This window comes from Dermacoccus barathri, assembly GCF_015070805.1.
GTDB classification, from domain to species: Bacteria; Actinomycetota; Actinomycetes; order Actinomycetales; family Dermatophilaceae; genus Dermacoccus; species Dermacoccus abyssi.
The window spans coordinates 165,229-187,590 of sequence record NZ_JADCTK010000005.1 but is presented as its reverse complement, the minus strand read 5'-3'; the positions used below and the strand labels follow the sequence as shown (position 1 = coordinate 187,590).

21 protein-coding genes are annotated in these 22,362 nt (G+C 68.8%); 15 read left to right on the top strand and 6 right to left on the bottom strand.

Annotation, left to right across the window (positions count from 1 at the left end; all coding sequences use genetic code 11):
* Positions 1-54 precede the first annotated feature (54 nt).
* On the top strand, positions 55-936 hold the full coding sequence (locus tag IM689_RS11095; RefSeq protein ID WP_193644019.1) for a Dyp-type peroxidase: 882 nt from the start codon (positions 55-57) through the stop codon (positions 934-936).
* Positions 937-1,062: 126 nt separating this feature from the next.
* On the opposite strand, the gene IM689_RS11090 is transcribed toward IM689_RS11095, so the two are convergent.
* On the bottom strand, positions 1,063-2,145 hold the full coding sequence (locus IM689_RS11090) for a CPBP family intramembrane glutamic endopeptidase (protein ID WP_193644018.1): 1,083 nt from the start codon (positions 2,143-2,145) through the stop codon (positions 1,063-1,065).
* Positions 2,146-2,289: 144 nt separating this feature from the next.
* Between IM689_RS11090 and IM689_RS11085 the strand changes: the two genes are divergently transcribed.
* The 10 genes from IM689_RS11085 (at position 2,290) to IM689_RS11040 (ending at position 13,995) form a co-directional block, all read left to right on the top strand.
* Positions 2,290-3,528, top strand: a complete 1,239-nt coding sequence (locus IM689_RS11085; protein ID WP_193644017.1) for a sensor histidine kinase — start codon at positions 2,290-2,292, stop codon at positions 3,526-3,528.
* A complete protein-coding gene (locus IM689_RS11080) occupies positions 3,516-4,265 on the top strand; it encodes a response regulator transcription factor (RefSeq protein ID WP_319803864.1) in 750 nt (249 codons plus the stop codon). Before IM689_RS11085 ends, IM689_RS11080 begins: the two co-directional genes overlap by 13 nt.
* Before the next feature lie 139 nt (positions 4,266-4,404).
* Positions 4,405-5,985: an SDR family NAD(P)-dependent oxidoreductase gene (locus IM689_RS11075; protein WP_193644096.1), complete on the top strand. Its 1,581-nt coding sequence runs from the start codon at positions 4,405-4,407 to the stop codon at positions 5,983-5,985.
* A 324-nt stretch (positions 5,986-6,309) separates the two neighbouring features.
* Positions 6,310-7,185 carry an SGNH/GDSL hydrolase family protein gene (locus IM689_RS11070; RefSeq protein WP_193644016.1) on the top strand — a complete coding sequence of 292 codons (876 nt, stop codon included), beginning with the start codon at positions 6,310-6,312 and terminating at the stop codon, positions 7,183-7,185.
* 45 nt (positions 7,186-7,230) lie between these two features.
* Positions 7,231-8,322 carry an LLM class flavin-dependent oxidoreductase gene (locus IM689_RS11065; RefSeq protein WP_406565496.1) on the top strand — a complete coding sequence of 364 codons (1,092 nt, stop codon included), beginning with the start codon at positions 7,231-7,233 and terminating at the stop codon, positions 8,320-8,322.
* Positions 8,323-8,456: 134 nt separating this feature from the next.
* Positions 8,457-8,927: a low molecular weight protein-tyrosine-phosphatase gene (locus IM689_RS11060; protein WP_193644014.1), complete on the top strand. Its 471-nt coding sequence runs from the start codon at positions 8,457-8,459 to the stop codon at positions 8,925-8,927.
* Positions 8,928-9,055: 128 nt separating this feature from the next.
* Positions 9,056-9,817: an antitoxin gene (locus IM689_RS14740; protein WP_227484749.1), complete on the top strand. Its 762-nt coding sequence runs from the start codon at positions 9,056-9,058 to the stop codon at positions 9,815-9,817.
* Positions 9,818-10,000: 183 nt separating this feature from the next.
* Complete coding sequence (locus IM689_RS11050) at positions 10,001-11,791, top strand: DNA integrity scanning protein DisA nucleotide-binding domain protein (RefSeq protein WP_193644013.1); 1,791 nt, start codon at positions 10,001-10,003, stop codon at positions 11,789-11,791.
* 85 nt (positions 11,792-11,876) lie between these two features.
* Positions 11,877-12,254, top strand: coding sequence for a DUF6394 family protein (locus tag IM689_RS11045; RefSeq protein ID WP_187036904.1), 378 nt, complete (start codon positions 11,877-11,879; stop codon positions 12,252-12,254).
* Positions 12,255-12,267: 13 nt separating this feature from the next.
* Complete coding sequence (locus IM689_RS11040; protein WP_193644012.1) at positions 12,268-13,995, top strand: NAD-binding protein; 1,728 nt, start codon at positions 12,268-12,270, stop codon at positions 13,993-13,995.
* Between the two features lie 5 nt (positions 13,996-14,000).
* Here IM689_RS11040 and IM689_RS11035 read toward each other — a convergent pair whose 3' ends face one another.
* Together IM689_RS11035 and IM689_RS11030 are read right to left on the bottom strand one after the other, a co-directional pair.
* Positions 14,001-14,603, bottom strand: coding sequence for a GNAT family N-acetyltransferase (locus IM689_RS11035; RefSeq protein ID WP_193644011.1), 603 nt, complete (start codon positions 14,601-14,603; stop codon positions 14,001-14,003).
* Between the two features lie 32 nt (positions 14,604-14,635).
* Positions 14,636-15,025, bottom strand: a complete 390-nt coding sequence (locus tag IM689_RS11030; protein ID WP_193644010.1) for a VOC family protein — start codon at positions 15,023-15,025, stop codon at positions 14,636-14,638.
* A gap of 138 nt (positions 15,026-15,163) precedes the next feature.
* Between IM689_RS11030 and IM689_RS11025 the strand changes: the two genes are divergently transcribed.
* The 3 genes from IM689_RS11025 (at position 15,164) to IM689_RS11020 (ending at position 18,746) form a co-directional block, all read left to right on the top strand.
* Positions 15,164-15,592: a DUF6918 family protein gene (locus tag IM689_RS11025; RefSeq protein ID WP_129665917.1), complete on the top strand. Its 429-nt coding sequence runs from the start codon at positions 15,164-15,166 to the stop codon at positions 15,590-15,592.
* A gap of 117 nt (positions 15,593-15,709) precedes the next feature.
* On the top strand, positions 15,710-17,980 hold the full coding sequence (locus IM689_RS14735; RefSeq protein WP_227484748.1) for a hypothetical protein: 2,271 nt from the start codon (positions 15,710-15,712) through the stop codon (positions 17,978-17,980).
* Between the two features lie 97 nt (positions 17,981-18,077).
* The gene (locus IM689_RS11020) at positions 18,078-18,746 is read left to right on the top strand and encodes a GH25 family lysozyme (RefSeq protein WP_227484747.1); all 669 of its coding nucleotides are present in this window, start codon (positions 18,078-18,080) and stop codon (positions 18,744-18,746) included.
* Here the strand turns inward: IM689_RS11020 and IM689_RS11015 are convergent.
* Complete coding sequence (locus IM689_RS11015; RefSeq protein ID WP_193644008.1) at positions 18,707-19,651, bottom strand: AAA family ATPase; 945 nt, start codon at positions 19,649-19,651, stop codon at positions 18,707-18,709. The two genes, IM689_RS11020 and IM689_RS11015, sit on opposite strands and share 40 nt — an antisense overlap.
* A 26-nt stretch (positions 19,652-19,677) precedes the next feature.
* Positions 19,678-20,277 (bottom strand): LOG family protein, encoded by a 600-nt coding sequence (locus tag IM689_RS11010; RefSeq protein WP_193644007.1) that lies wholly within the window; start codon positions 20,275-20,277, stop codon positions 19,678-19,680.
* A gap of 146 nt (positions 20,278-20,423) precedes the next feature.
* Here IM689_RS11010 and IM689_RS11005 point away from each other — a divergent pair, with 146 nt between their 5' ends.
* Positions 20,424-21,806: a threonine/serine exporter family protein gene (locus IM689_RS11005; RefSeq protein WP_193644006.1), complete on the top strand. Its 1,383-nt coding sequence runs from the start codon at positions 20,424-20,426 to the stop codon at positions 21,804-21,806.
* On the opposite strand, the gene IM689_RS11000 is transcribed toward IM689_RS11005, so the two are convergent.
* Complete coding sequence (locus tag IM689_RS11000) at positions 21,797-22,321, bottom strand: DUF1697 domain-containing protein (protein WP_193644005.1); 525 nt, start codon at positions 22,319-22,321, stop codon at positions 21,797-21,799. The two genes, IM689_RS11005 and IM689_RS11000, sit on opposite strands and share 10 nt — an antisense overlap.
* Positions 22,322-22,362: the final 41 nt, after the last annotated feature.

Genomic DNA, 22,362 nt, shown 5'->3' with positions numbered 1-22,362 from the left:
GGTCTATAGCCTGGAGGCAGACAGGTACACCCCTTCCCAAGGAGTTTGTTGAGCATGCCCCAGGCCCAGACCGGCATCTTCGTCGAAGGTGCGACGTCGAGCGAGTACATCGAGTTCGAGGTCGCGCCCGGTTCGCTCACCTCGCTCTCGCAGCTGCTGCCGCTCTTCGAGGCCGAGCAGGACGACGTGGGCGTCAACTTCGTCGTCGGTGTGCGCCCCTCGCTCATGAAGGAGATCTCGCCGAAGCACACGCCCGAGAACGTGCACGACTTCGCCGATGACGTCGTCGGAGCCGACGGTTACGTCATCCCCGCGACGCAGCGCGACCTCGTCTTCTGGGTGTTCGGCGGTGCGCGCGACAAGGTGTTCGACGCGACGCGTCAGCTGCTTGCCATCGCGCGCGAGGTGGTGCCGGGTATCCGCGTCGTCGACGAGACGGAGGGCTGGGTCTACCAGACGAACCGTGACCTCACGGGGTTCGTCGACGGCACCGAGAACCCCACGACGATCGAGCAGTACAACGAGGCCGTCGTCGCGGACGGCAAGCCCGGTGAGGGCTCGAGCGTGCTGCTGCTGCAGAAGTGGCCGCACAAGCAGAAGGCCTGGGAGTCGCTCTCCACCGAGGAGCAGGAGGGCGTCATCGGCCGTACGAAGGTCGACTCCGTCGAGCTCGAGGACAAGCCGGAGACGAGCCACGCAGAGCGCACCGACCAGGACGACTTCGGCCACATCGTGCGCCGCAACATGCCCTACGGCGACGTCAGCTCGCACGGCACGATGTTCGTCGGGTTCGCGTGCGAGCAGAAGCGTCTGCACGACATGCTCGAGTCGATGGCCGGCGTCGGCGACTACCCGCGCGACGCCCTGACGAAGTACTCGAACGCCGAGACCGGTTCGTACTACGTCATCCCCCCGGTGGACGCGTTCAAGGGCTGACGCTCCGCCGCCACGCATGCCGAGCGGCCGTAGCCAACTTTGACGTTGGCTACGGCCGTTGCGGTTGGTGACGTTGCACCGTCACCAACCGCAGCAAACGTCACCGGCTGGGGACGTGCCTCGGCGTCAGACGGCCCTCGTCAGGGCGGGACGGACGACGGGCTGGAAGCGCGTCAGGCCGTACTCGCGGTCGACGAAGCGGCTCATCCAGACGGTGAGGACGAGCGTGGTGACGGCCGACAAGACGACGGACCACAGCTCCGTCTCACCCTGCGCGAGGGCGTCCGGGACGAACGGCGTGATGAGCCCGATGAACAGGTTGTTCGACACGTGGAGCAGCACGGGCAGCTCAAGTCCGCCGGACTTCCACGCCAGGTAGGCGGTACACACGGCGAAGAGGGCGATGTCGACGAGACCGACTGCGTCGTACCCGTGCAGCACGGTGAACAGGGGCGCCGCCACGAGCACGCCCCACACCGGCGAACGCAGCCAGGTTCCGATCATCTGCGGCAACAGTCCGCGGAAGACGTACTCCTCCGCGGCGGCCTGCAACGGCACGAGAACGACGGCGAAGAGGAGGATCCACAGCGTCGTCGACCGCGTGGTCGTCGTGAGGGTGTCCGCGTCGAAGAGGAAGATCGGCGCGAGGACGGCAACTGCGGAGACGGGCACGACGACGCGGGCTGCGCGCGCCATGAACTCCCAGCGGTAATGGCCGAACACCGAGTGGATCGTGCCGCGTCGACCACCGACGCGGACAGCCACCCACACGACCGGCAGGAAGAGCGCGACGGAGAGGAACCCGTAGAAGAAGTCAGCCGGATTGCGTGAGTCCCCGAGGTCTTCGGTGGGTCGACGCAGTTCCGGGAAGATCGCGTGGACCGCGAAGGCAAGGCCCGTGGCCACGGCTGCGACGACGAGCGTCGTGACGACGAACATGAGCAGCATGACGAGCGGCCGCCACCACCGCCCCGAACTCGGTGTGACATGGGCGAGCCGGTGGTAAGGCAGGTTCGCCCAGCGAGGCTCTGTGCTGAAAGCCGCCATGGCCTCGTCGGGAGCCTGGGTCGTCGGCAGAACCGGCTGCGCCGGAGCCCCCGCATCGAGGCCGACCGGGCGGACCGGCAGGGTGTTCGTGTGCGGCTCGTCGTGCCCGCCGCCCACCGGCGTCGTGTGCTGCGGCTGTGGCCGCGTCTCGTCTCGTTCCATGCCTCAACCCTCGTCGTTCGAGCATGCCCGGCGCATCGGCCCAGGGCATGGTCGTCGAGGTTCATTCTTTCGGCTGACGTACCGCGCCAGGCAGCGACCTTCGGCCGATACCGTCATCCCTTCGCGCGTTCCTACGATGGCGGTATGCCACTTTCCGCCGGCACGTCGCTGGCCACCTCGAACAACGAACGCCTCGCCGGCCCGCGGCGCTGGCGTCCGTTCGCGGTGAGCGCGGCCTGTTTCGTCCTCGGTGTCGTGATCTTCGGCATCCAGATCGAAACGCTCGAGGAGGACGGTCTTTCCTCCTACGAGAACGGGCTGCTCCTCTGGGATTTCCTCGTCGGCTTCGTCGCGGTGATCGCTGTGGGCCCGATGTCTCGCGCGGGGCGGTGGAACTACCTGCTCCTGCTCGCCTCCGCCGTCAGCGCGTTCGCGACACCCGCAGCGATGGTCGCCGTCGTCCGACTCGGTGGGCTGCGCCGTCGCCGGGACGACGTCGCGGTGCTCGCTCTTCTCGTCGTGACGGGTCTTGTCCAGACGGCACTGACCGAGCAGCGGCTGTCCCTCGACTGGTCGACCCTCCTGTGGTCGCTCATCATGGTGCCGATCGGCTACGCCTTCCTCGCCTGGGGACGTTCGCGGGCCGAGCGGGCGGAGTTGCTCGCGTCGTGGCAGGCGCAGGCCATCGCCGCCCAGCGCGAGCGTGCGGCCATCGAACGCGAACACGCTGCCCTGGCCCGGTCGAAGCAGATCGACGCGGAGCGTGCCCGTTCGGAGGAACGCACCGCCATCGCGCGCGACATGCACGACAGCCTTTCGCACCACCTCTCCCTCATCGCGATGCACGCCGGCGCGCTCGCCTACCGTGAGGACCTCTCGCCGGAGCAGATGCGCGCCACCGCCCGCACCCTGCGCGACGCTGCGGGAACCGCGAACGCCGAACTGCGCGAGGTGCTCTCCGCGTTGCGCAGCCCCACACCCGATGCGCGGCCCCTCCCGTCGGCGCGTGATGTCCTCACGCTCGTCGAGGACGCTCGTGCGCAGGGCCGCCTCGTCACCGTCAGCTTCGAGGGCCTGGAGGAGAGCGACCTCGGGACGCTGACCGGTACCAACGGCGCGGCAGTGCACCGCATCGTCAGTGAACTCATCGTCAACGCGGGCAAGCACGCTCCCGACGCTCCGCTCGCACTCACGTTCCGACGCGACGAGGACACGCTGGTCGTCGTGAGCACCAACCCCACGGCCGCGTCGTCGGAGGCCCTGAGCACCGGTCTCGGACTCGTCGGGGTGGGCGAGCGGGTGCGTCTGATCGGTGGCACGATGAACCGACGCGAGACACCCGGCTACTTCACTGTGGAGGTGCGCATTCCGTGGCGCAGCTGACCGACCCCGACGCCCGCGTTCGCGTGCTCGTCGCCGACGACGAGAACCTCATGCGCGCCGGGCTGCGGCTCATGATCGACGGTGCTCGCGGCATCGAGGTCGTGGGCGAAGCCGCCGACGGTGCCGAAGCCGTCACGCTCACGCGTGAACTCGACCCGGACGTCGTCCTCATGGACGTCCGCATGCCGCGCATGAACGGGCTCGACGCCACCAGGGCGCTCGCCGACGAAGGGGCACGGGCGCGCGTCGTCGTCCTCACCGCGTTCGACACCGACGACTACCTGCTCGACGCGCTGCGCGGCGGGGCGGTGTCGTTCCTGCTCAAGGACTCTCCCCCGGAAGCCGTCGTCGAAGCCGTGCTCGACGCGGCCCGCGGCGGCGCACGGTTCTCGCCGTCGGTGCTGGCGCGGCTCGTGCGCTTGGCTGCGGGCCGGGCCGCGGGTGCTGCTTCTGCGCCGACTGACGACATCGGGCTCGGTGGCGGTTCGGTCGGGGAATCAGCCCCCGGCGCGCCGTCAGCGAAGCGATCACCCGCCCCCGCGCCGTCCGGCGTCACGGAGCGCGAGTGGGAGGTGGCCCAGCTCATCGCTCAGGGCCTGACGAACGCCGAGATCGCTCAGCAGCTGTACCTCAGTATGCCGACGATCAAGACCCACACGAGCCGACTGTTCGACAAGCTCGGCGTGACGAACCGCGTCCAGTTGGCCATCCGGGTGCTCGAGCTGTCCGAAACGTAGCCAACCTCGACGTTGGCCACGTTTCTTGCGGTTGGTGACGGTGCAATGTAGCCAACCGCAACGAACGTTACCGGCTGGGTCCACCGCTGGGGTGGCCCCTCACCACCCCGCCTACACTTGCCGGGTGGATTCGGACGACATGGCAGCCCCTGAGCACGTGCACGAAGAGGCGCTGACGCCCGAGCAGGAGCAGCTGTTCGCCGAGACCGCGATCGACGCCGACGAGATGGCGACGACGTTGCGCGTCCTCGGCATGCTGCACGAACTGCCGGCGGGCCACCCCGACATCCAGCGCGTCAAGCGCGCCACCGGCACGATGTACAAGCGGGTACGCAAGGCGCGGCGCAACGAGGCGCGCGAGGCCGAGCTCGGGCCCTTGCGCGCCCACGACACGAAGGTGCTCGAGTCCACGGCTACCGGTTCGCCGCTTCGGATCGACGACGAGACGAAGGGCATCCCCCTGACGTCGATCACGGTCGGGGACGTCGCGGGCGAACTGCACACGCCGCGCGGTTGCTACATCTGCCACGAGAAGTACACGACCGTTGACGCGTTCTACCACTGGCTCTGCCCGAAGTGCGCGGCGATGAGCCACGCCAAGCGTCACCAACGCGTCGACCTCACGGGCAAGCGCGCGCTACTGACGGGCGGGCGCGCGAAGATCGGCATGTACATCGCGCTCATGCTGTTGCGCGACGGCGCGCACCTCACGATCACGACGCGCTTCCCGCGTGACGCGGCCCGCCGGTTCGCGGAACTCGCCGACTCGCCGGAGTGGATCGACCGGCTCAAGATCGTCGGCATCGACCTGCGTGACCCGACGCAGGTCATCGCCCTGGCCGACGAGGTGGCCGAGGCAGGGCCGCTCGACATTCTCATCAACAATGCGGCGCAGACGGTGCGGCGCACGCCCGGGGCGTATTCGAACCTCGTCGCGGGTGAGGAGTTGCCGCTGCCGCGCGACATCGCGTTGCCGCAGATCGTGCAGTTCGATCGCATCAGCGACGCGCACCCGGCCAACCTCGCGGGCACGCTCGCGGCGCACAAGCACACGCATGCCGCGGACGACGAGAACCATGACGAGGCGGGAGCCCGGGCGTCCGAGCTTGAGGCGCAGTCGGCGGCGGCGATGACGTCGCTCGCCCTGTCGGCCGGGCACGCGAGTCTCGATGCGTACCAGGCGGGTACGGCCGTCGACGCGGGCGGGTTGTTGCCGGACACGCAACGCGTCAACAGCTGGAAGCAGAAGGTCGAGGAGGTCGACCCGCTCGAGCTTCTCGAGGTGCAGCTGTGCAACTCGACGGCGCCCTTCCTGCTCGTGAGCCGGCTGCGGCCGTCGATGCGTCAGGCGGTGAAGAACGGCGCGCGACGGGCGTACGTCGTCAACGTCTCGGCGATGGAGGGCCAGTTCTCGCGCCGCTACAAGGGACCCGGCCACCCGCACACGAACATGGCGAAGGCGGCGCTCAACATGATGACGCGCACATCGGCGGGCGAGATGTTCACGACCGACAAGATCCTCATGACGGCGGTCGACACGGGCTGGATCACCGACGAGCGCCCGCACCACGAGAAGCTGCGCATCGCCGAGGAGGGCTGGCACGCGCCCCTCGACCTCGTCGACGGCGCCGCCCGCGTCTACGACCCGATCGTCATGGGCGAGAACGGCGTCGACCAGTACGGCATCTTCCTCAAGGACTTCGCCGAGCACCCTTGGTGACGCCGACGTGCGGCCGGACTCCATCGGCTGGCTTCGTGACGCTGCCATCGGCTCATGGGGCGATCTGTGTCAGATCAGACGGTCGCCAGATCATTTCTGAGTGAGCGGTCCCAAGCAGTCTTTGAAACTTTAGGGCCCTAAAGTCACAAAGACTGGCGGCGGTTCGCGTCGCAGAGCCCCCTAGCCCGGGCAACGTCGCCGCGACGCGTGCGCGGCACTCATCGGGTGAGGTAGCCCACCCCCAGGTCACAGCGACCTAACGGTTCGGTGAACGGATCGCGTCGGCGTGGCGTCGCCCGCGTGAAATCGGCAACCATGGGCGCCATGCGAGACCTCTCCGCCGAACGCCGCTCGTCCGGGCTCGCCCGCACGATCCGACGCGCACGCGAACGGGCCTCCTCCCCCGCCCCCGGCTCTTCGTTGCCGACGATGCTCCTGCGCGCGCCGGTGCTCTACGTCCAGGGCCGCGCGGCCAAGCGCGACATCGCGCGTCTGCCCGGCGCCACCGCCCGCGAAGGCGTGGCGAGCACGGTGCCCGACGCGGCGCACACCGAGGAGCACGACGAACATCACCTCGTCGTCCTCGGCGACAGCGTGGCCGACGGCGTGGGCATCGAACATCACCGCGACAGCATCGCGGGCCGCCTCGCCTGCCGCATGTCGGAGCGCTTCGAGCACCCCGTCGCCTGGCACGTCATCGCCCGCTCCGGCGCCGACGCCCACGACGTCGCGCTCCTCGCCGGCACCGACGCCGCCCGTAGCGAACTCACGCGCGCGGACGCCGTCGTCATCAGCGTCGGCGTCAACGACGTCAAGAACCTGCGCACCGAGGACGCCTGGCGCACGAGCCTGAGCTCGCTGCTCGACACGATCACCGAGGTGAACCCGCTCGTGCAGGTCGTCGTGCTCGGCGTGCCGCCGATCCAGGAGTTCCCCTCGATGCCGACGTTCCTCGGCCACACCCTCGGCGAACGCGCGCTGCGCTTCGACGCCGTCGCTGCCGACGTCATCGACACGTACCCCAACGTGCAGCACTACCTGCTCACCGACTCGGGACTGCTCGAGAAGGGCAAGGCCTTCGCCGAGGACGGTTTCCACCCCTCCACGTGGCTGCACAAGAAGCTGGCCAAACGCCTCGACACGCTCATCGCCGAGCCCAAGCGTCCCTCCGAGACACACCTGCTGTCCGACGAGAACTGAGCCGCGGCGGGAATGCCCGCCCCGGCAAGCGGTGTTACCCCGAGCGTGAGTGACAACGGCGCAGCCCACCAGACCGACCCGACGAACCGCGCGAGCGCGTCGCCGGACGACACCACGATCGAGACGGTCTCGTTCGCCAAGAAGGCCGCGGACATCCCCCTGTCGATCCTCGACCTCGCCCAGGTGGGCGGCGGCCAGAGCGTCGGTGAGGCGATCAACGCGAGCGTCGAACTGGCCCAGGCCGCCGAGGCGACCGGCCGCTTCGAACGCATCTGGTTCGCCGAGCACCACAACATGAAGCACATCGCGTCCGCGGCGACGTCGGTGCTACTCGCGCACGTCGCGGCGCGCACGAACACGATCCGCGTCGGCTCCGGCGGCGTCATGCTGCCCAACCACTCACCGCTCGTCATCGCCGAGCAGTTCGGCACCCTCGCCGAGCTGCACCCCGGCCGCATCGACCTCGGCCTCGGACGCGCGCCCGGCACCGACCAGCGCACCTGGCAGGCCCTGCGCCGCGACCCGCACGCGAGCGAGCGCTTCCCCCAGGACGTCGTCGAACTGCAGGGTCTTCTCTCCGACGAGAGCCCCCTCGCCGGCATCGAGGCCGTGCCCGGAAAGGGCACGAACGTGCCGCTTTACATCCTCGGCTCCAGCATGTTCGGAGCGAAGCTCGCCGCCGCTCTCGGCCTGCCGTACGCCTTCGCGAGTCACTTCGCGCCCGACGCGCTGCAGGCCGCGGTTCACGCCTACCGCACCGAGTTCCGCCCCTCCGAGCAACTGGCCGAGCCGCACGTCATCGCGGCCCTCAACGTCGTGGCGGCCGAGACCGACGACGCCGCGGCGACGATGTACGAGGAGGTCCTGCGCGCCCGCGTTCGCTCCCTCGCCACCCGCTTCGGCGCTGCCGACCGCCGCCTCAGCGACGACGAGATCGAGATGCTTCTCGACTCCCCCGCCGGCCAGCAGGCCAAGCACATGCTCACGTACACCGCCATCGGCGGGCCCGAGCGCGTCGGCGCCTACCTCGAGCAGTTCGCCGAGCACGCCATGGCCGACGAGCTCATGATGACGAACGCGGCCCGCGGCATCGAAGCCCAGAAGCGCGCCCTCAAGATCGTCGCTGCCATCCGCTGACGCCCCCTCGAGCACCCGCTTCGGGGGCTCGAGCCGGTCCGATAGCGCACGGGCCGCGCTTACCGGCACAATCGCCGGAAGACGGCCGAGGCTCCCGGCCCGGCCGGCCGCTGGAACACGAGAGGAACGCAAGAATGACGTCTGTGGTGTTCGTCTGCTGGGGCAACATCTGCCGCTCGCCCATGGCCGAGCGCGTCGCAGCGAAGTACTTCGTCGAGCACGGCCTCGGCGACGTCATGCTGACGAGCGCCGGCACCTCCACCGAGGAGATCGGCAACCCGATCGACCCGCGCGCCGTCACGGAACTGCGCAAGGCCGGGTACGACACCGAGAATCACGCCGCGCACCAGATCACGCGTGACGAGATCGACGAGAACGACCTCGTCGTCGCGATGGAGACCCTCCACATCGACCGGATGCGCGACATCCACGGCGGCGACCTGCCCGACCACGTCGTGCTGCTCACCGACTACGACCCCGAGGCCCAGCCCGGCGACGGCGTCCCCGACCCCTGGTACGGCGGCCAGGACGGCTTCGTCACGACGCTCGCGACGATGGAACGAGCCATGCCGGCCCTCGCCGACGCCGTGCGCGAACTCGGCTGACGCCACCGGCGCCGCGGGTCCGTCGGGTAGCGCGACCCCGCGAATTGCCTCTGGTGCCCGGAACATCCGCGTGGCAGGGTTCGTTGTGAAGGGTAGATCCGTTCCATCGAAACCCCAGGGAGACGACCATGGGATTCACCGACAAGCTCAAGGCCAAGGCAGCCGAGCTCGGACTCGACGAGAAGGCTCAGCTCGCCAAGAAGAAGGCGGCCGCAGCCGCTGACGGCAACCGCGGCAAGATCGCCGACGCCGTGCAGAAGGCCGGCGCCACCGTCAACGACAAGACCGGCGGCAAGTACGCCGACAAGGTCGCCAAGGCACAGGGCGCGGCGATGACCGGTGTCGACAAGGTGGCCGCCACGGGTACCGCTGCCGGGGCAAGGGGCACCACGACGGGTGACTTCGGCGACACGACGGTCGGCAGCGAAGAGGCCATCGACCGCGCCATCGGTCAGGACGGCACGAAGACGGCCGACGACCAGTTCGGCGGCGAGAGCGCCGTCGACCGCGCCGTCGGCGCTGACGCCCCGACCAGTTCGCTCGACCCGAACACCGCCTTCGACGTCGACAACGAGCCGGTCACCGATCCGGAGATCAACTCCGTCCACGGCGAAGCCGACGGCCTGGGCGAGAACCGCACCACCACTGACGGATTCGGTGGCGACGCCGGTGCCCACGACGTCCGCAACGCAGACGTGGACAACGCAGCCGTGACCGATCCCGAGATCAATTCCGTGAACGGCGACTTCGGTGACGATGCCGACACGGGCGAGGCCATGACCGACCCGGAGATCACCGCACTGAGCGGCGAGGCCGAGCAGGAGAACGCGGTCCGCCGCGTGGGTGACGGCCTCCCGGAGGACGGTCCCCACGGCGACACGCTGCGCTGACCGCACGCACGACGACTGACGCTGCGCGCGTCCCGGGTTCGCCTGGGACGCGCGCAGTTTTGGTTCTTCGCACCTGGTAGCCGCGAGCCGGGGGCCGTTCTCTGACCGATGCCGGAGCCCACCGGGATCCACCGCGTGGGACGCGGGTCTTCGCACCGAAATCGGCGTGCGAAAATGCCTGCCATGGAAGCAGTTCGGGGTGGTGCTGCGTCCCTGTGGGGTGATCAGGGCGAGCTTCGGTGGTCGATGGAACGACTCGCCGACGAAGCGCTCGACCGCGCCGGCGTCGAACTCGACCCACGTGGCTTCCTCATCGGCTTCCCCGTCGACGGCAGCGACGCCGTCCTCATCGAGCCCGAGCGCAACGCGTTCGACGTCGAACCGCTCGCCGGACTCCTCGGCCGCGCCGACGCGCTCTTCGAGGAGCAGCGCCGAACAACCTGCCCGGCCTCCTGCCCCGAGGCCCGTTCGGTGGCGGCCGGGGTGCCCCACGCCGCCGACGAGGAATGGCATCCCGAGCACTACCTCACCGCGCTGCGGGAGGGCTGCCGCCGTCAGGTGCTCCTCGAAGCACTCGAGGCCGCAGCGCGATTCGACGACCGCAGGCTCTTCGTCGGGTTGAGCGTCGTCGTCGACGACCACCGCGTCTTCCCCGTGCTCGCCGTGCTGAGCGAACCGTGGGCCGAACTGCCGAAACTGTCGACCACGACGATCGACGGCTTCGCGGCCGCGGCCTGTTTTCCCGAAGCCGTCATCGACGACGTCCTACGCGCGGCCAGCCACGAACTCGACCGCAAGCACCCCGTCTCCCTCATCGGTATCGACGCCGGCGCCGTGCTCCGTTCCGCGGCCGACACTTTCGTCAACGGATGCGCTTCGCGCGCCGGACAGGAGTTCGCGCTCGGCCTGCGTGACGCCCTCGACGCCGTGTCGGCACAGACCTACGAGGGGCGCGCCAGCCTCGGCACCCTCGTGCTCGCCCAACCCGGCCACGGGGCCGTTCGCTGCGATGTCGCGTTCGAGCACGAGGTGGCCGTGTCCGTGCCCCGCGCCTTCCGCAAGGCCCTCGAAATGACGGGCCCGGGACTCGAGCTCCTGTGCGACGGGCGCAACGTGTACGGCCTCGGCACCCTCGTAGACTCCTACGACCCGGCAGACGAGCGCTGCTTCACCGTGCGTGTCGTCGGTAACGGCTCGTGGGAGTTGTGGCACGCGACGACGCCGTTCCTTCGCGTCGACAACGGCCAGCCCACGCTGCCTCGCGACCTCGTCGACGCCGACACGTTCGTGCACACCGTGCGGCGCGTCTTCCCCGAGGCCACCGACCAGCACGCGAACATCCTGTGGGACATGGCCCAGGCCTGCATCCGTCAGCAGCACGGCACGATGCTCGTCGTCCACCCCGATGCTCGCGCCGAGGGCGAACGCCTTCTCCCGCAGGCGTACACCGTCGAGCCGACCCGCCTCGGGCCGAACGCGTTCCACGCCCTGACGAAGATCGACGGCGCGGTGCTCGTCAGCCCGGAGGGTCACTGCCACGCCGTCGGCGTCATTCTCGACGGCGCCGCCACGGGCACCGGCGACATCTCGCGCGGCGCTCGGTACAACTCGGCGATCCGCTACCTCGCGGGGCGCGGCAAGGGTTCGATGGTCATCATCGTGAGCGAGGACGGGCGCATCGACATCCTGCCGCAGCTGGCTCGTCGAATGCGCCGCTCGACGATCGAGCGTGTCGTCCAACAGCTCGTCAAGGCTGCGCACGAGGGGCACGACTACGAGAAGTTCGCGCGCCTCGACGCCCGCGCCACGCAGTTCGAGTTCTACCTCGACGCCGAGCAGTGCGAGGCCGTCAACGACGCACGCGAGACCGTCGAGCAGCGACGGTGGGCCGAGGAGCGCGTGCGCATGCAGGTCGTTCCCATCGCGCCGCACCCTGCGATGGACGACTCCTACTTCGTCACCCCGGAGCAGTAGCCCGCGAGCGCGAGCCCACCGTGAGGAACCTTCCCATCGGCACCGCGCTAGAGGGCGGACCGGTCGACGCCGTACGCTTTCAGGCATGAACCTCGAAAAAGTCGTCTTCGGCTTCTTCGTGCTGCTGGCCGCCACGATGAACTTCGGTTTCTTCATCGGCGACATGAGCGACCCGAAGCTGCACAACGTCAACGAGCTGTACGTCGCGATCTTCGTCAACCTCATCGCGCTCGTACTGAAATTTGGCGACCGCACGCAGATCGGCGCCATCCACCTCGCCACGTCGCTCGTCGCCGTCCTCCAGCTCGCTTCTGCCGCAGCGTTCTACGTCCTCGCCGGCGGTTACGAGAACGACCCCGGCACGACGGCCAGCATCGTCTCGCTCTCCGGTGGCGCGCTCCTGGCGAACGTCGTCAGCGTCGTGCTGCTCGTGTCCGAGACCATCTCCTACCGCCGACGCTGAATCCCTGCGCCCCATGAGCGCGATGCTCGCTTTCTTCGCCCGTCACAGCCACCGGCACCGCACCCGGCTGCGGCGGCCCGTGCGCATCCCCGACGAGGCACCGTCGACCGACGCGATCTTCATCGTCATCCGCCGGATGCGTTCGCCGCTCGTGTTCATCACGACGGTGTTCGCCATCTCCGTGCTGGGGCTGTCGATCATCCCGGGCAAGGACGCGAACGGAAACGCGACCCACCTGTCGCCGTTCGAGGCGTTCTACTTCATCTCCTACACCGCCTCGACGATCGGCTTCGGCGAGATCGTGCCCTTCACCACCGCCCAGCGGATGTGGGTGACGGTCTGTATCTTCATGACGGTCGTCGGCTGGGCGTACGCCATCGGTACGTTGCTGTCGCTGCTTCAATCGGCGAGCTTCCAGGACGCCGTCGCGATGCAGCGTTTCCGCCGCAAGGTCAAGCGCATCCGCGAGCCGTTCCTCATCGTCTGCGGGTACGGTCAGGCCGGGCGTCAGGTCTGCCGCGAACTCGACGAGGCGGGGCGGCGCTTCGTCGTCATCGACCGCAGCGAGGACCGCATCCAGCGGATCGCCACGGACGAGTTGCAGAGCGACGTCCCTGCGCTCGAGGCCGACGCGAGCCTGCCCAGCGTGCTCGGCATGGCCGGGCTCGCCAATCTGCACTGCGAGGGCGTGCTGGCCCTCACCGACGACGACACCGACAACCTCGCCGTCGTCATGGCGACGACGTTGCTGCGCCCCGGCACCAGCGTCATCGCACGCTGCATGGACCGCGTCGTCGAGGAACGCATGGATGACTTCGCGCCGAATGCCGTCATCAACCCGAGCGACCGGTACGGCGCCTACCTCGTTCTCGCGCTGCAGCGCCCTGCCACCTACGCCCTCGTGAAGTGGCTCATGGACCCGCGCGACGACGAGATGCCTAAGCCGTTCCTGCCCAAACCCGGCGGCAGCTGGGTGGTGTGCGCCGACGGTGAGTTCTCCGAGGAAGTGACGAACGACCTCACGCGCGCCGGCATGAAGGTGACCGTGGTCGACCCCAAGGACGGCCACCCTGACGTGTCGAACGCGAACGGCTTCGTCGTCGGCACGAACAACGACACGACGAACCTCGCACTCGCCGAGCGCGCCAAGATTGAGCGCTCCGACCTCTTCGTCGCCGTGCTGCAGCAGTCGGACGCCCGCGCCTCGCTCGTGAGTGCGCTCGACATCGACTCCGTCTTCACGCCCACGGAGCTCGTCGCCCAGGAGAGCCTCGCCCGCGTCATCACGCCGCTGTTCTGGAGCTTCGTCGAGTACGCCGTTCAGCAGCCCAACGAGTTCGCCGAGGGCATCATGGCCCGCCTCACCGCGCACTGCGGCCACACAGGCAAGGAGCGCCTGCTCGTCGACCTGTCCGCGCAGGGTTCACCCGCGCTTCACCGCTGGCTGCTGCACGACGAACTCACCGTCGGGCAGATCCTCAAGAGCCCCGACGGCCGCGACGAGCACCTCCCGCTCGTACCGCTCGTCCTCGTGCGCAACGGTGAACACATCTTCGCGCCCGACGAGTCGACGACCGTGACGACCGACGACCACCTGCTCGTCGTCGGGCACCGTTCGGGGCTGCTCGCGCTGCACGAAACGCAGTACTCGGACGCTGCGGCGGAGTACATCGCGACCGGCGCCCACGTGCCGGAGACGTGGCTGTGGCGCAAGCTCAAGCGTCACCGCCCCGCGGCCTGACCGCCTTACCACTCACGGCGCAGAAGCGAGTAGAGGCACGCGTCGACGAACTTGCCGTCGATGATGCCGTCGTCGACGAAGTAGCCCTCCTGACGAAAACCGTTGCGTTCGAGCACGGTGCGCGACGCGACGTTGTCGGCGAACACGTCGGCCTGAATGCGGTGCACGTGCGGCTCGGCGAACAGGTGGGTGACCAGCGCTCCGACGAGTTCCGTGCCCAGACCGCGCCCTGCCACGAGGGGTGACATCGCGTAGTGGATGCGCGCAACGAGGCTCTCGGTAGGTGCGTCGTTCTGCGTCCAGGCGCGTGCCACCTTGAAGCCGCAGTCGCCGACGACGACGGCCGCGTCGCCTTCCTCACCGAGCGCCTCGACGACGAGTTGCACCTCGGACTCGGTGTCGTTGGCCAGGTTCGTGCGGGCCATCCGGAGACGCAGCCTGGCCTCGAGCTGGGCGGGCGTGAGCGCACCGTGGCTCAGGTAGGCGTAGACCTCCGGCTGGACGCGAATTGCCGCAGCCGCCGCGACGTCGTCGCTCGTCATCGGGCGCAGACGCAGGCGCGGCGTCTCGACGGGTGTGCTCGACACGAAACTCGGCAGCGTGCTCATGGCGTCACTGTGCCACGAGCGGCCCAAGCGTTTCAGCCCTGAGCTACGCCACAGCGCTCCGCGTCCGCGGTGAGGACGCAGAACTCGTTGCCCTCCGGGTCGGCGAGCACTGCCCAGCCCTCGTCAGGCTGACGTAGATCGTTGACCATCGTGGCGCCGTGGGCGAGCAGACGCTCAACCTCCTCGTCACGCGTGGTGTCGACCGGGCGAACGCACACGTGCATGCGGTTCTTGACCTGCTTCGGTTCGGGCACCTTGAGAAACACGAGGTCTCGCCCCACGGGGCCGGCCAACCAGGCCTCCTCGTCGGTCCACTCGTCCTGCTCGTCGGCCCCGAAGTCGTCGACCACGTCGGCCCACCACAGGGCCAAGGCCCGCGGGTCGGCACAGTCAATGCAGAAGTTCGCTGTTCTCGTCGTCATGAATCCAGACTGCCACGGCCCGGTGACAACCGCGGCGTTCCGCCGAGCCGCGTTCGACCGCGCGCCTCACCCGCGACGGCGCTGTCACCCGCGGCGGCTATGGTGAGCGCAGTATTTACCCCGTCAGAAAGGCACCCCATGTCTCTGTCCGAGAAGCTCCTCGCCCCCGCCGTGCGCCCCGCTGTCTCCGCCGACCTCGCAGCCACGATCGACACCGAGGTCTCGAACAAGCGCGGCCTCTCCGGTGCCGCCATCAAGACGGGCTACGCGGCCGCCAAGAAGAAGGCCGACGTGCCGAAGGTGCTCAACGAGAACCTCGAGCAGATCACCGCCATCTTCGACCCGTACTGGGAGCAGTTCGGCGGCCAGGGCGACTTCGGCGCCTACCTCGCCGGCCGCGGCGACGAGGTGACCGCCGACATCCTCAAGGTTGCCGACGCCCGCGCTCAGGCCACGAGCCGCGACCAGATCTCGAAGGTCTACGGCAGCATGCGCGGCAAGGCCGCCGACCTCATCAAGGAATCGCTGCCGGCCATCGGAGCCACGCTGCAGAAGCACGCCGGCTGACCTCCCCCGTCAGCGTCACTCGAGCGTCCCCCGTACCCAGGGGGGCGCTCGAGTGCGTTCCGGGTGGCGGCGCGCCGACGCAGGAAGGCCGCGATGGCGCGTCTTATACTGCGGTGTGTGTCCGTGAAAACCCCTGGCTCGCGCCGACTTTCTCGCCGTCCCGACGCCGCCGATGCTGTGGGCGCCCTCACGTTTCTCGCCGGGGCGTACATCGTCAACCGGGCGGGTGTTTCCTGGCCCGACATCGCACGTCTCGTCCTCGCCTACGGCCTCACCGTTCTCGGTCCCGGTCTCGTCATCACACGCCGCTTCACCGCGCTCACGCGCGTCGGACGGTGGAGCGTCGCCTTCACCACCGGCCTGGCCGCGCAGCTTCTCGGTTGGGCTGTCGGCGTCGCAACCGGGCAGACGTGGCTCGTCCTCGCGACGCCCCTGGCGTTCGCGGCGCTGTGGGAGGTCATCTTCCGGCGCTTCGACCCCCTGTCCGATGACGTGCCGGCCGCGCCGCTGCCCCGCACCCGTTGGTGGGCCATCGGCGCTCTCCTCGTGAGCAGCGCCGTGGCCGTGCGCTCCCTGGCGGTCTCCCTCTGGCGCATCACGCCCCTCGATCATCACCTGCGCTGGTACCAGGACATGGAGTGGCACGTCGCGATCTCTGCGGCCGCCATGAACCAGGTTCCACCCACCGACCCGCAGTCTGCGGCCGAGGGGATGCTCTCCTACCACTGGTTCAGTAACGCCCACGGAGCCGCCCTGAGCCTCGCCGGCGGCGTCGACGTCGACGCCGTCTCCGTCGTGGTCTGGTTCATCCCCGTCGCTCTTGCGACGCTGGGCCTGGCCTACGAGATGGGTCTCGCCCTCTCCCGTTCGGCGCTCGTCGCCGCCCTCGCACCCGTGCTCATCGCCGTCCCTCCCGTGGCGCTGTTCAGCAAGGCCATCAACACCGGTGCGACGACCGCGCTCCTCTGGGCCAGTCCATCGCACGTGTTCAGCCTGCCGTTGTGCCTGCTGCTCACCTGGGTCGTCATCGTCATCCTGCGAGCGCCTCGCGTTCCGGTGCCCCTCGCGGGGCTCGGCCTGCTGCTGGCGCTCATGGGGCCAGGCACAAAGGTCTCGATCCTGCCGACGCTCATGGGCGGCTTGGGCGTCGTCACCCTCCACGCCATATGGCGACGCCGCGGTGTCGTCCGGCCGGTCGTCCTGGGGGCAGTCGGCGGCGCCGTCGTCGTCGGCACGGCGCCTCTCTTCGCGGGCGGCGGCGGTGGGTCGATCTTTTTGCTCGGAGCTACCGCCCGTCAACTCCAACCGTGGCGGGCGCTCCAGAGGGCTGGGCGCGAACCTGGTTTCGACGTGCTCGCCCTGTTCGTCGTGGCGCTCCTGGCGACGTACGCGGTCGTCCTTCTCGTGGGTGCGATCGACGACGTCGTGGCCCGTGCGATGTTCATCGGCATGTTCCTCGTTGCGGTCGCGGCCATGTTCGCCCTGGCCCACCCCTCACTGTCACAGATCTACTTCATGCGCGGGATGCAGCCGGTCAGGGCCGTCTTCATCGCCTGGGGCTTCGTCGCGCTGTTCAACGGTGCTCGCAGACGCTCAGGCACGTGGCCGACGGTGATCCTCATGGCGATCGCCGGCGCGGGCGCGTTCGCTCTCGGAACGGTGTGGCTGCGCACGGATCTCTACAGGCACCTCGCACCGCTGCGGATGTCGCGCATCGCCCCCATCGCTGTCGTCCTGCTGGCGCTCGCCGTCGTGGGGATCGTGCTCCTCGCTCGCCGCACCCGGCACCCGCGAGCCGCTTTCACTCTCGCAGCCCTCGTTCTGGGATACAGCCTCGCCGCACCCGGTCTCTCCGCTGCGCACACCATGAGCCCGAAGCGCGCGCCCGTGGCCAAACCCGCCAATCCTCCGCGCAACACGTCGCCGCTCACCCAGGATGAACTCGCCGCCGGTCGCGCGCTCGCCGAGGCGAACCCCGACGGGACGCTCGTCGCCACCAACGTGCACTGCCTCGCCGTCGTCACCGTCGATCACTGTGACGCTCGTGGGTTCTGGGTCTCAGCCATCAGCCGCTCACCGGTCGACATCGGGGCGTGGGGCTACAGCTCGAGCGCCCGCACCCGCAACGGCGTGGGCGGCTATCGCTACATGCGTCAGCCCTACTACGACACGAAGGCCTTCGCGCAGAACGAACGGGCCTTCTCGGCACCGAACCGTCAGGTGCTCGATGCGCTCGCCGCACGGGGAGTGCGATACCTCTACGCCGACTCCCGCGCGTCGAGGGTCTCGCCGGAGTTGGCCGACCTCACGACCACGATCTTCAGTTCGCCCACGGTCTCCGTCTACGAACTGCGCCCGCCCTCGAAGGCCGCCAGTAGCGCGAGCTGAGCCACCGAAGGGCCCGAAGGGTCGGCCGAGGTGCCTGGCCACCCATTCGGTCTGCCTACCGACTGTCGCGCTACGGTCTCGATCACATCGCGCCTCGATGACGATTCAAACCGTTGACGGCATCATCCGCGGTGCCTACCACTTCGCGAATCCCTCGTCCGCCACCGGAGCGCAGCAGGCCGACTTCTTCGTGTCGAACGGCGGCGGGTGGTCGAACGACGGCAAGACCCTGCCCGGGGCCCTCGACAGGGAGTGGAACCCCTACGGCTCCATGTGTTTCGACATGACCCAGACGCAGATGCGCACGTGGATCAACGACTTCGTCACCCAGTACCGCACGCGTACCGGCGTGAACCCGATGATCTACACCGCCTCGATCTGGTGGAACCGCTGCGTCAGCACCGATGCGAGTGCCGCAGGTTCGAACGGGACGCTCCCGCAGACCGGAACGACGCAGCAGGCCGTCGTCGTCAAGGATTCCGTTCTCGCCCAGAACCCGTTGTGGCTCGCGCGCTACAGCAGTTCGGTCGGCCCGCTGCCGACCATGTGGTCGTCACAGAACCGCAAGCACGCGATCTGGCAGAACGCCGCGCTGGATGCGAAGGGCTACGACACGAACATCTTCAACGGCTCGCTGACGCAGCTGCGTGCCTACGCGACCACCGGCAAGCTCCGATCCCCGCGTGAGCGGCGCCCGGGCCTTCGCTCGGGCGCCGCTCACCTGCGTCAGGACTCGAGGAACGTAGCCGGATCGTTCATGAAGTGACGCCACTGCCGCACGAGCCCGGCGTCGTCGTGATCGACCTCGCGGAAGCCCCGATCGTCGAGTTCGATGATGGTGGCGCCTGGCAGCGCCGCGAGGATCGGTGAATGGGTGGCGAGCAGGATCTGGTGCCTGCCCGTGCCCATGAGCGCGGTGAGGTGACGCAGGAGGCGCAGTTGGTTGTCGAACGACAAGGCTGACTCCGGCTCGTCGAGCACGTAGAGGCCGGGCCGCTTCGGCTTGAACCTCAGTTCCACGAGCGCGACGAACGACTCGCCGTGGCTGAGCTGGTGGAAGAGCGGCTCTTCGGGATCATTGCCCGGGTTGTCCTCGAGGTAACTGAAGAACGAGTGCATCGTCTCGGCGCGCAGGAAGTAGCCGCCCTTGCCCGCACCGGCGTTGCGCACGATGTGCAGCTGATCACCGAGACCGGCCTCGGTGTTGCGCGTGCGGTGCCTGCTGCCCGTCGATCCGCCCTCGGGCGCAAGGCCGTAGGCCATGGCGATGCCCTCGGCGAGCGTCGACTTGCCGCTGCCGTTCTCGCCGAGCAGCACCGTTGCGGGGCCGGGCGTGAACCCCTCGAGCAGGAACTGACGGACGGCGGGGATGCCCTCCCACCAGTGGTAGCCGGGTTCGAGCGGCGCTTCGGACTCGTCCTCTTCGGGCTCCTCCAGCGACAACCACTGACGTTGGAAGTCGGTGAGGCCGTCGCCGGGTTCGGCGGCCTGCTCGGCCGCTGCCGGCTCGGGCGTCCCGGCGGTCTCGGGTGAGTCGTCGGCTTCTTCGCCGGGCCACTCGACGACCTCATCGTCCTCGAGCGAGTGCGCGATGAGCCGCTCGCGGACCTCGGGCCAGGCCTCGATGGTGCGCACGGGAAGGCGCGAGCGCACCCACTCCTCGTCACTCATGAGACCCCTCCTTGAGGCGACCGTGCTCAGAAACCGGGGCGCAGTTCTTGGCCGGTCACCGTGCATCGCGCGGCGAGGGCGTCGAGGGCCCGCTCGATGGTCGGCTCGACGACGGCGTCGTCGATGACGCTGCCGCGCACGAACCCTGCGTCACTGATGCCCCGCAGCGCGTCGAGCAGCGGCCGCCAGAAACCGTCGACGTCGAGGAAGCCGACGGGCTTCGAGTGGTAACCGATGGTGCGCCAGGTCCACACCTCGAAGATCTCCTCGAGCGTGCCGAGGCCGCCGGGCAGGGCGAGGAAGGCGTCGGCCCGCTCAGCCATCCCGGCTTTGCGGGTGTGCATCGTGTCGACCACGTGGAACTCCGTGAGGTCGCTGCGACCCCACTCGCGCTCGACCATGAGCGTCGGGATGAAACCGACGACCTCGCCGCCGGCGTCGAGGGCACCCTGGCTCACCGCGCCCATGAGACCCCCGCCGCCCGCGCCGTAGACGAGCACGAGGCCACGCTCGGCGATGACGCGCCCCGCCTCGTAGGCGGCGTCCATGAGGGCAGGGTCGTTACCGGGCGTCGAACCGCAGAAGACGGCGACGCTGCGAAGCGGTGACTGGGATGACGTCGACATGCGGCACACCCTAACGGGCCGGTCCGACACGACCCGATGCTGCGTCGTGGCCCCACCCTTGCGATGAGGCCGACAACCACGACTCCAGTGCCGCGGCATGCCACGGCACCCCGGCCGACCCAACCTTCGTCGAGACGGTGATATCCTTGCCCAGTTCCAGCCCTCCCGAGCGCACAGCGCGCAGTTCAGCGACGGCGAGCGCTGACGACCTCTTCTCCTTCGCTCTGCGGATCGGGGAGTCACTCCTGCGCAATGGCGCGTCCTCGGAGGTCGTCACACGGGCCCTCCTCGCACTGGCGCGCACCAACGGTTACCCCGACTGCACGGTCAACGTGACGATGGGGCAGATCACGCTGGGCTACGTACCGTCCGAGACACTGCAACCGGTGACCCTCGTCAAGAACGTGGGATCCGTCGAACTCGACATCCCCACGTTGACGGCCATCGAGGACCTCGTGGGGGAGACGGTGACGGGGCGCGTCGGTGTTCTGGAAGCGTTCGAGAAGCTCAACTTCATCATCGACCACGGTCGCTCTCCTCTGACCCTCCGGTTGATGGGTGCCTTCCTCATGGCGATGGGGTTCGCGTGGTTGCTCGGGGCGGATCTCGCCGCTGCACTCGTGGCCGCCGCGACGGCGGTGCTCACCGAGTTCCTCTCGACCGGTGCGAGCCGCATCATGCTCCCCCCGTTCTACGCGCGTGTGCTGAGCAGCGTCCTCGCCGTCGGTGCAGCCAGCCTCGCGCTCGCCTTGACACCGCTCACGCAGCCCGGTGTCGTCATCACGGCGTCCATCGTCACGCAACTTGTCGGCAGCGCTTCCGTGAGCGCCGTGCAGGATCTCCTCACCGGCTGGCTCCTGACCGCATGTGGCCGACTCATCGAAGCCGCCCTGCTCACCACGGGACTCGTCGTCGGGACGATGGGTGGCCTCACCCTCGCCGAGAAGGCGGGACAATCGCTCGAACTGACCGCCGTGCAGCCGGCGTTGGATCTCTCCCAGACGTCGGTCGCTGCCGTCCTCATCGCCGCCGGTTACGCCGTGTACTGCCAGGCGGGGCCGCGCAGCATCATTCTGTTCTCCCTCCTCGGCGCCCTCGGGCACCTCGTCTACACCGTGTCCGATCGCTCGGGTGTCTCGGGCATGAGTTCTACGGCCGCCGCCGCTACTGTGCTCGGCATCCTCACGGTCCTCCTCGCTCGCCCCATGAACTGGCCTGCCTCGGGGGCCCTCGACATCGCCGTCATCCCCCTCGTGCCGGGAATGGCCTTGTACCAGGCTCTGGCCGGGTTCGTGAACCACGATGCCAGTGCGGCGGCCCATCTCTTCGAGGGCCTTGCCACGTCCATCGCCATCGGCGCCGGCGCCGTGCTGGGGCAGTTCGTCTCGAGTCGTGTGCTGTGGCAGGCGCGCAGAGCGCAGGTCAACCACCTCGCGAAGCGTGACGGCACGTCGATCGCCGAGGCCGAGTTCGAGGCGCAGGGCCTGACGACTCCCGACTTCCGACGCCCCTTCCACCGTCAGGCCTGATCGGGCACCATCTTCTCGAGGGTGTTGAGGTTGCGCGTGGTCGTCGTCGCCTTGTACTCCCGCTTCGCGAGCAGCTTCGCCACGGGCGTCGAGGTCGTCGAGCCCTTGAGACAACGCCAGTAGAGGTCTTCCCCGAACGCCGCGACGTGCTCGTCGGTGGGCGCCGCATCGATCGCAGCCTGGGCTGCCTCGAAGGCACTGCCACCGCCCAGCACGATGTAGCGGTGGTGGGCCTCGTCGGGCGTGAACGGCCAGCTCTCGACGAGCTCGCGCAGCGACTCGGCGTCACGCACGAGCACGTACGCCTCGTAGTCGAACGCGTCCCCGATGGCCTGCTCGGCCACCTGCTTGAGCTCCTCGGCACTGCCGTCGAAGTCGAGGCGGACGTTGCCCGTGGCGAGCCACGTCGTCACGTCGCGGCACCTCGCGTCGGCGAGCACCTTCCGCAACTCGGGCATCGGCACGCGAATGCCGCCGACGTTGATGCCGCGCAGGAACATGACGTAGGTGCTCATGGGTCGAGTCTGCACCGTCGCGAGCTACGGCGAGCAGCGGC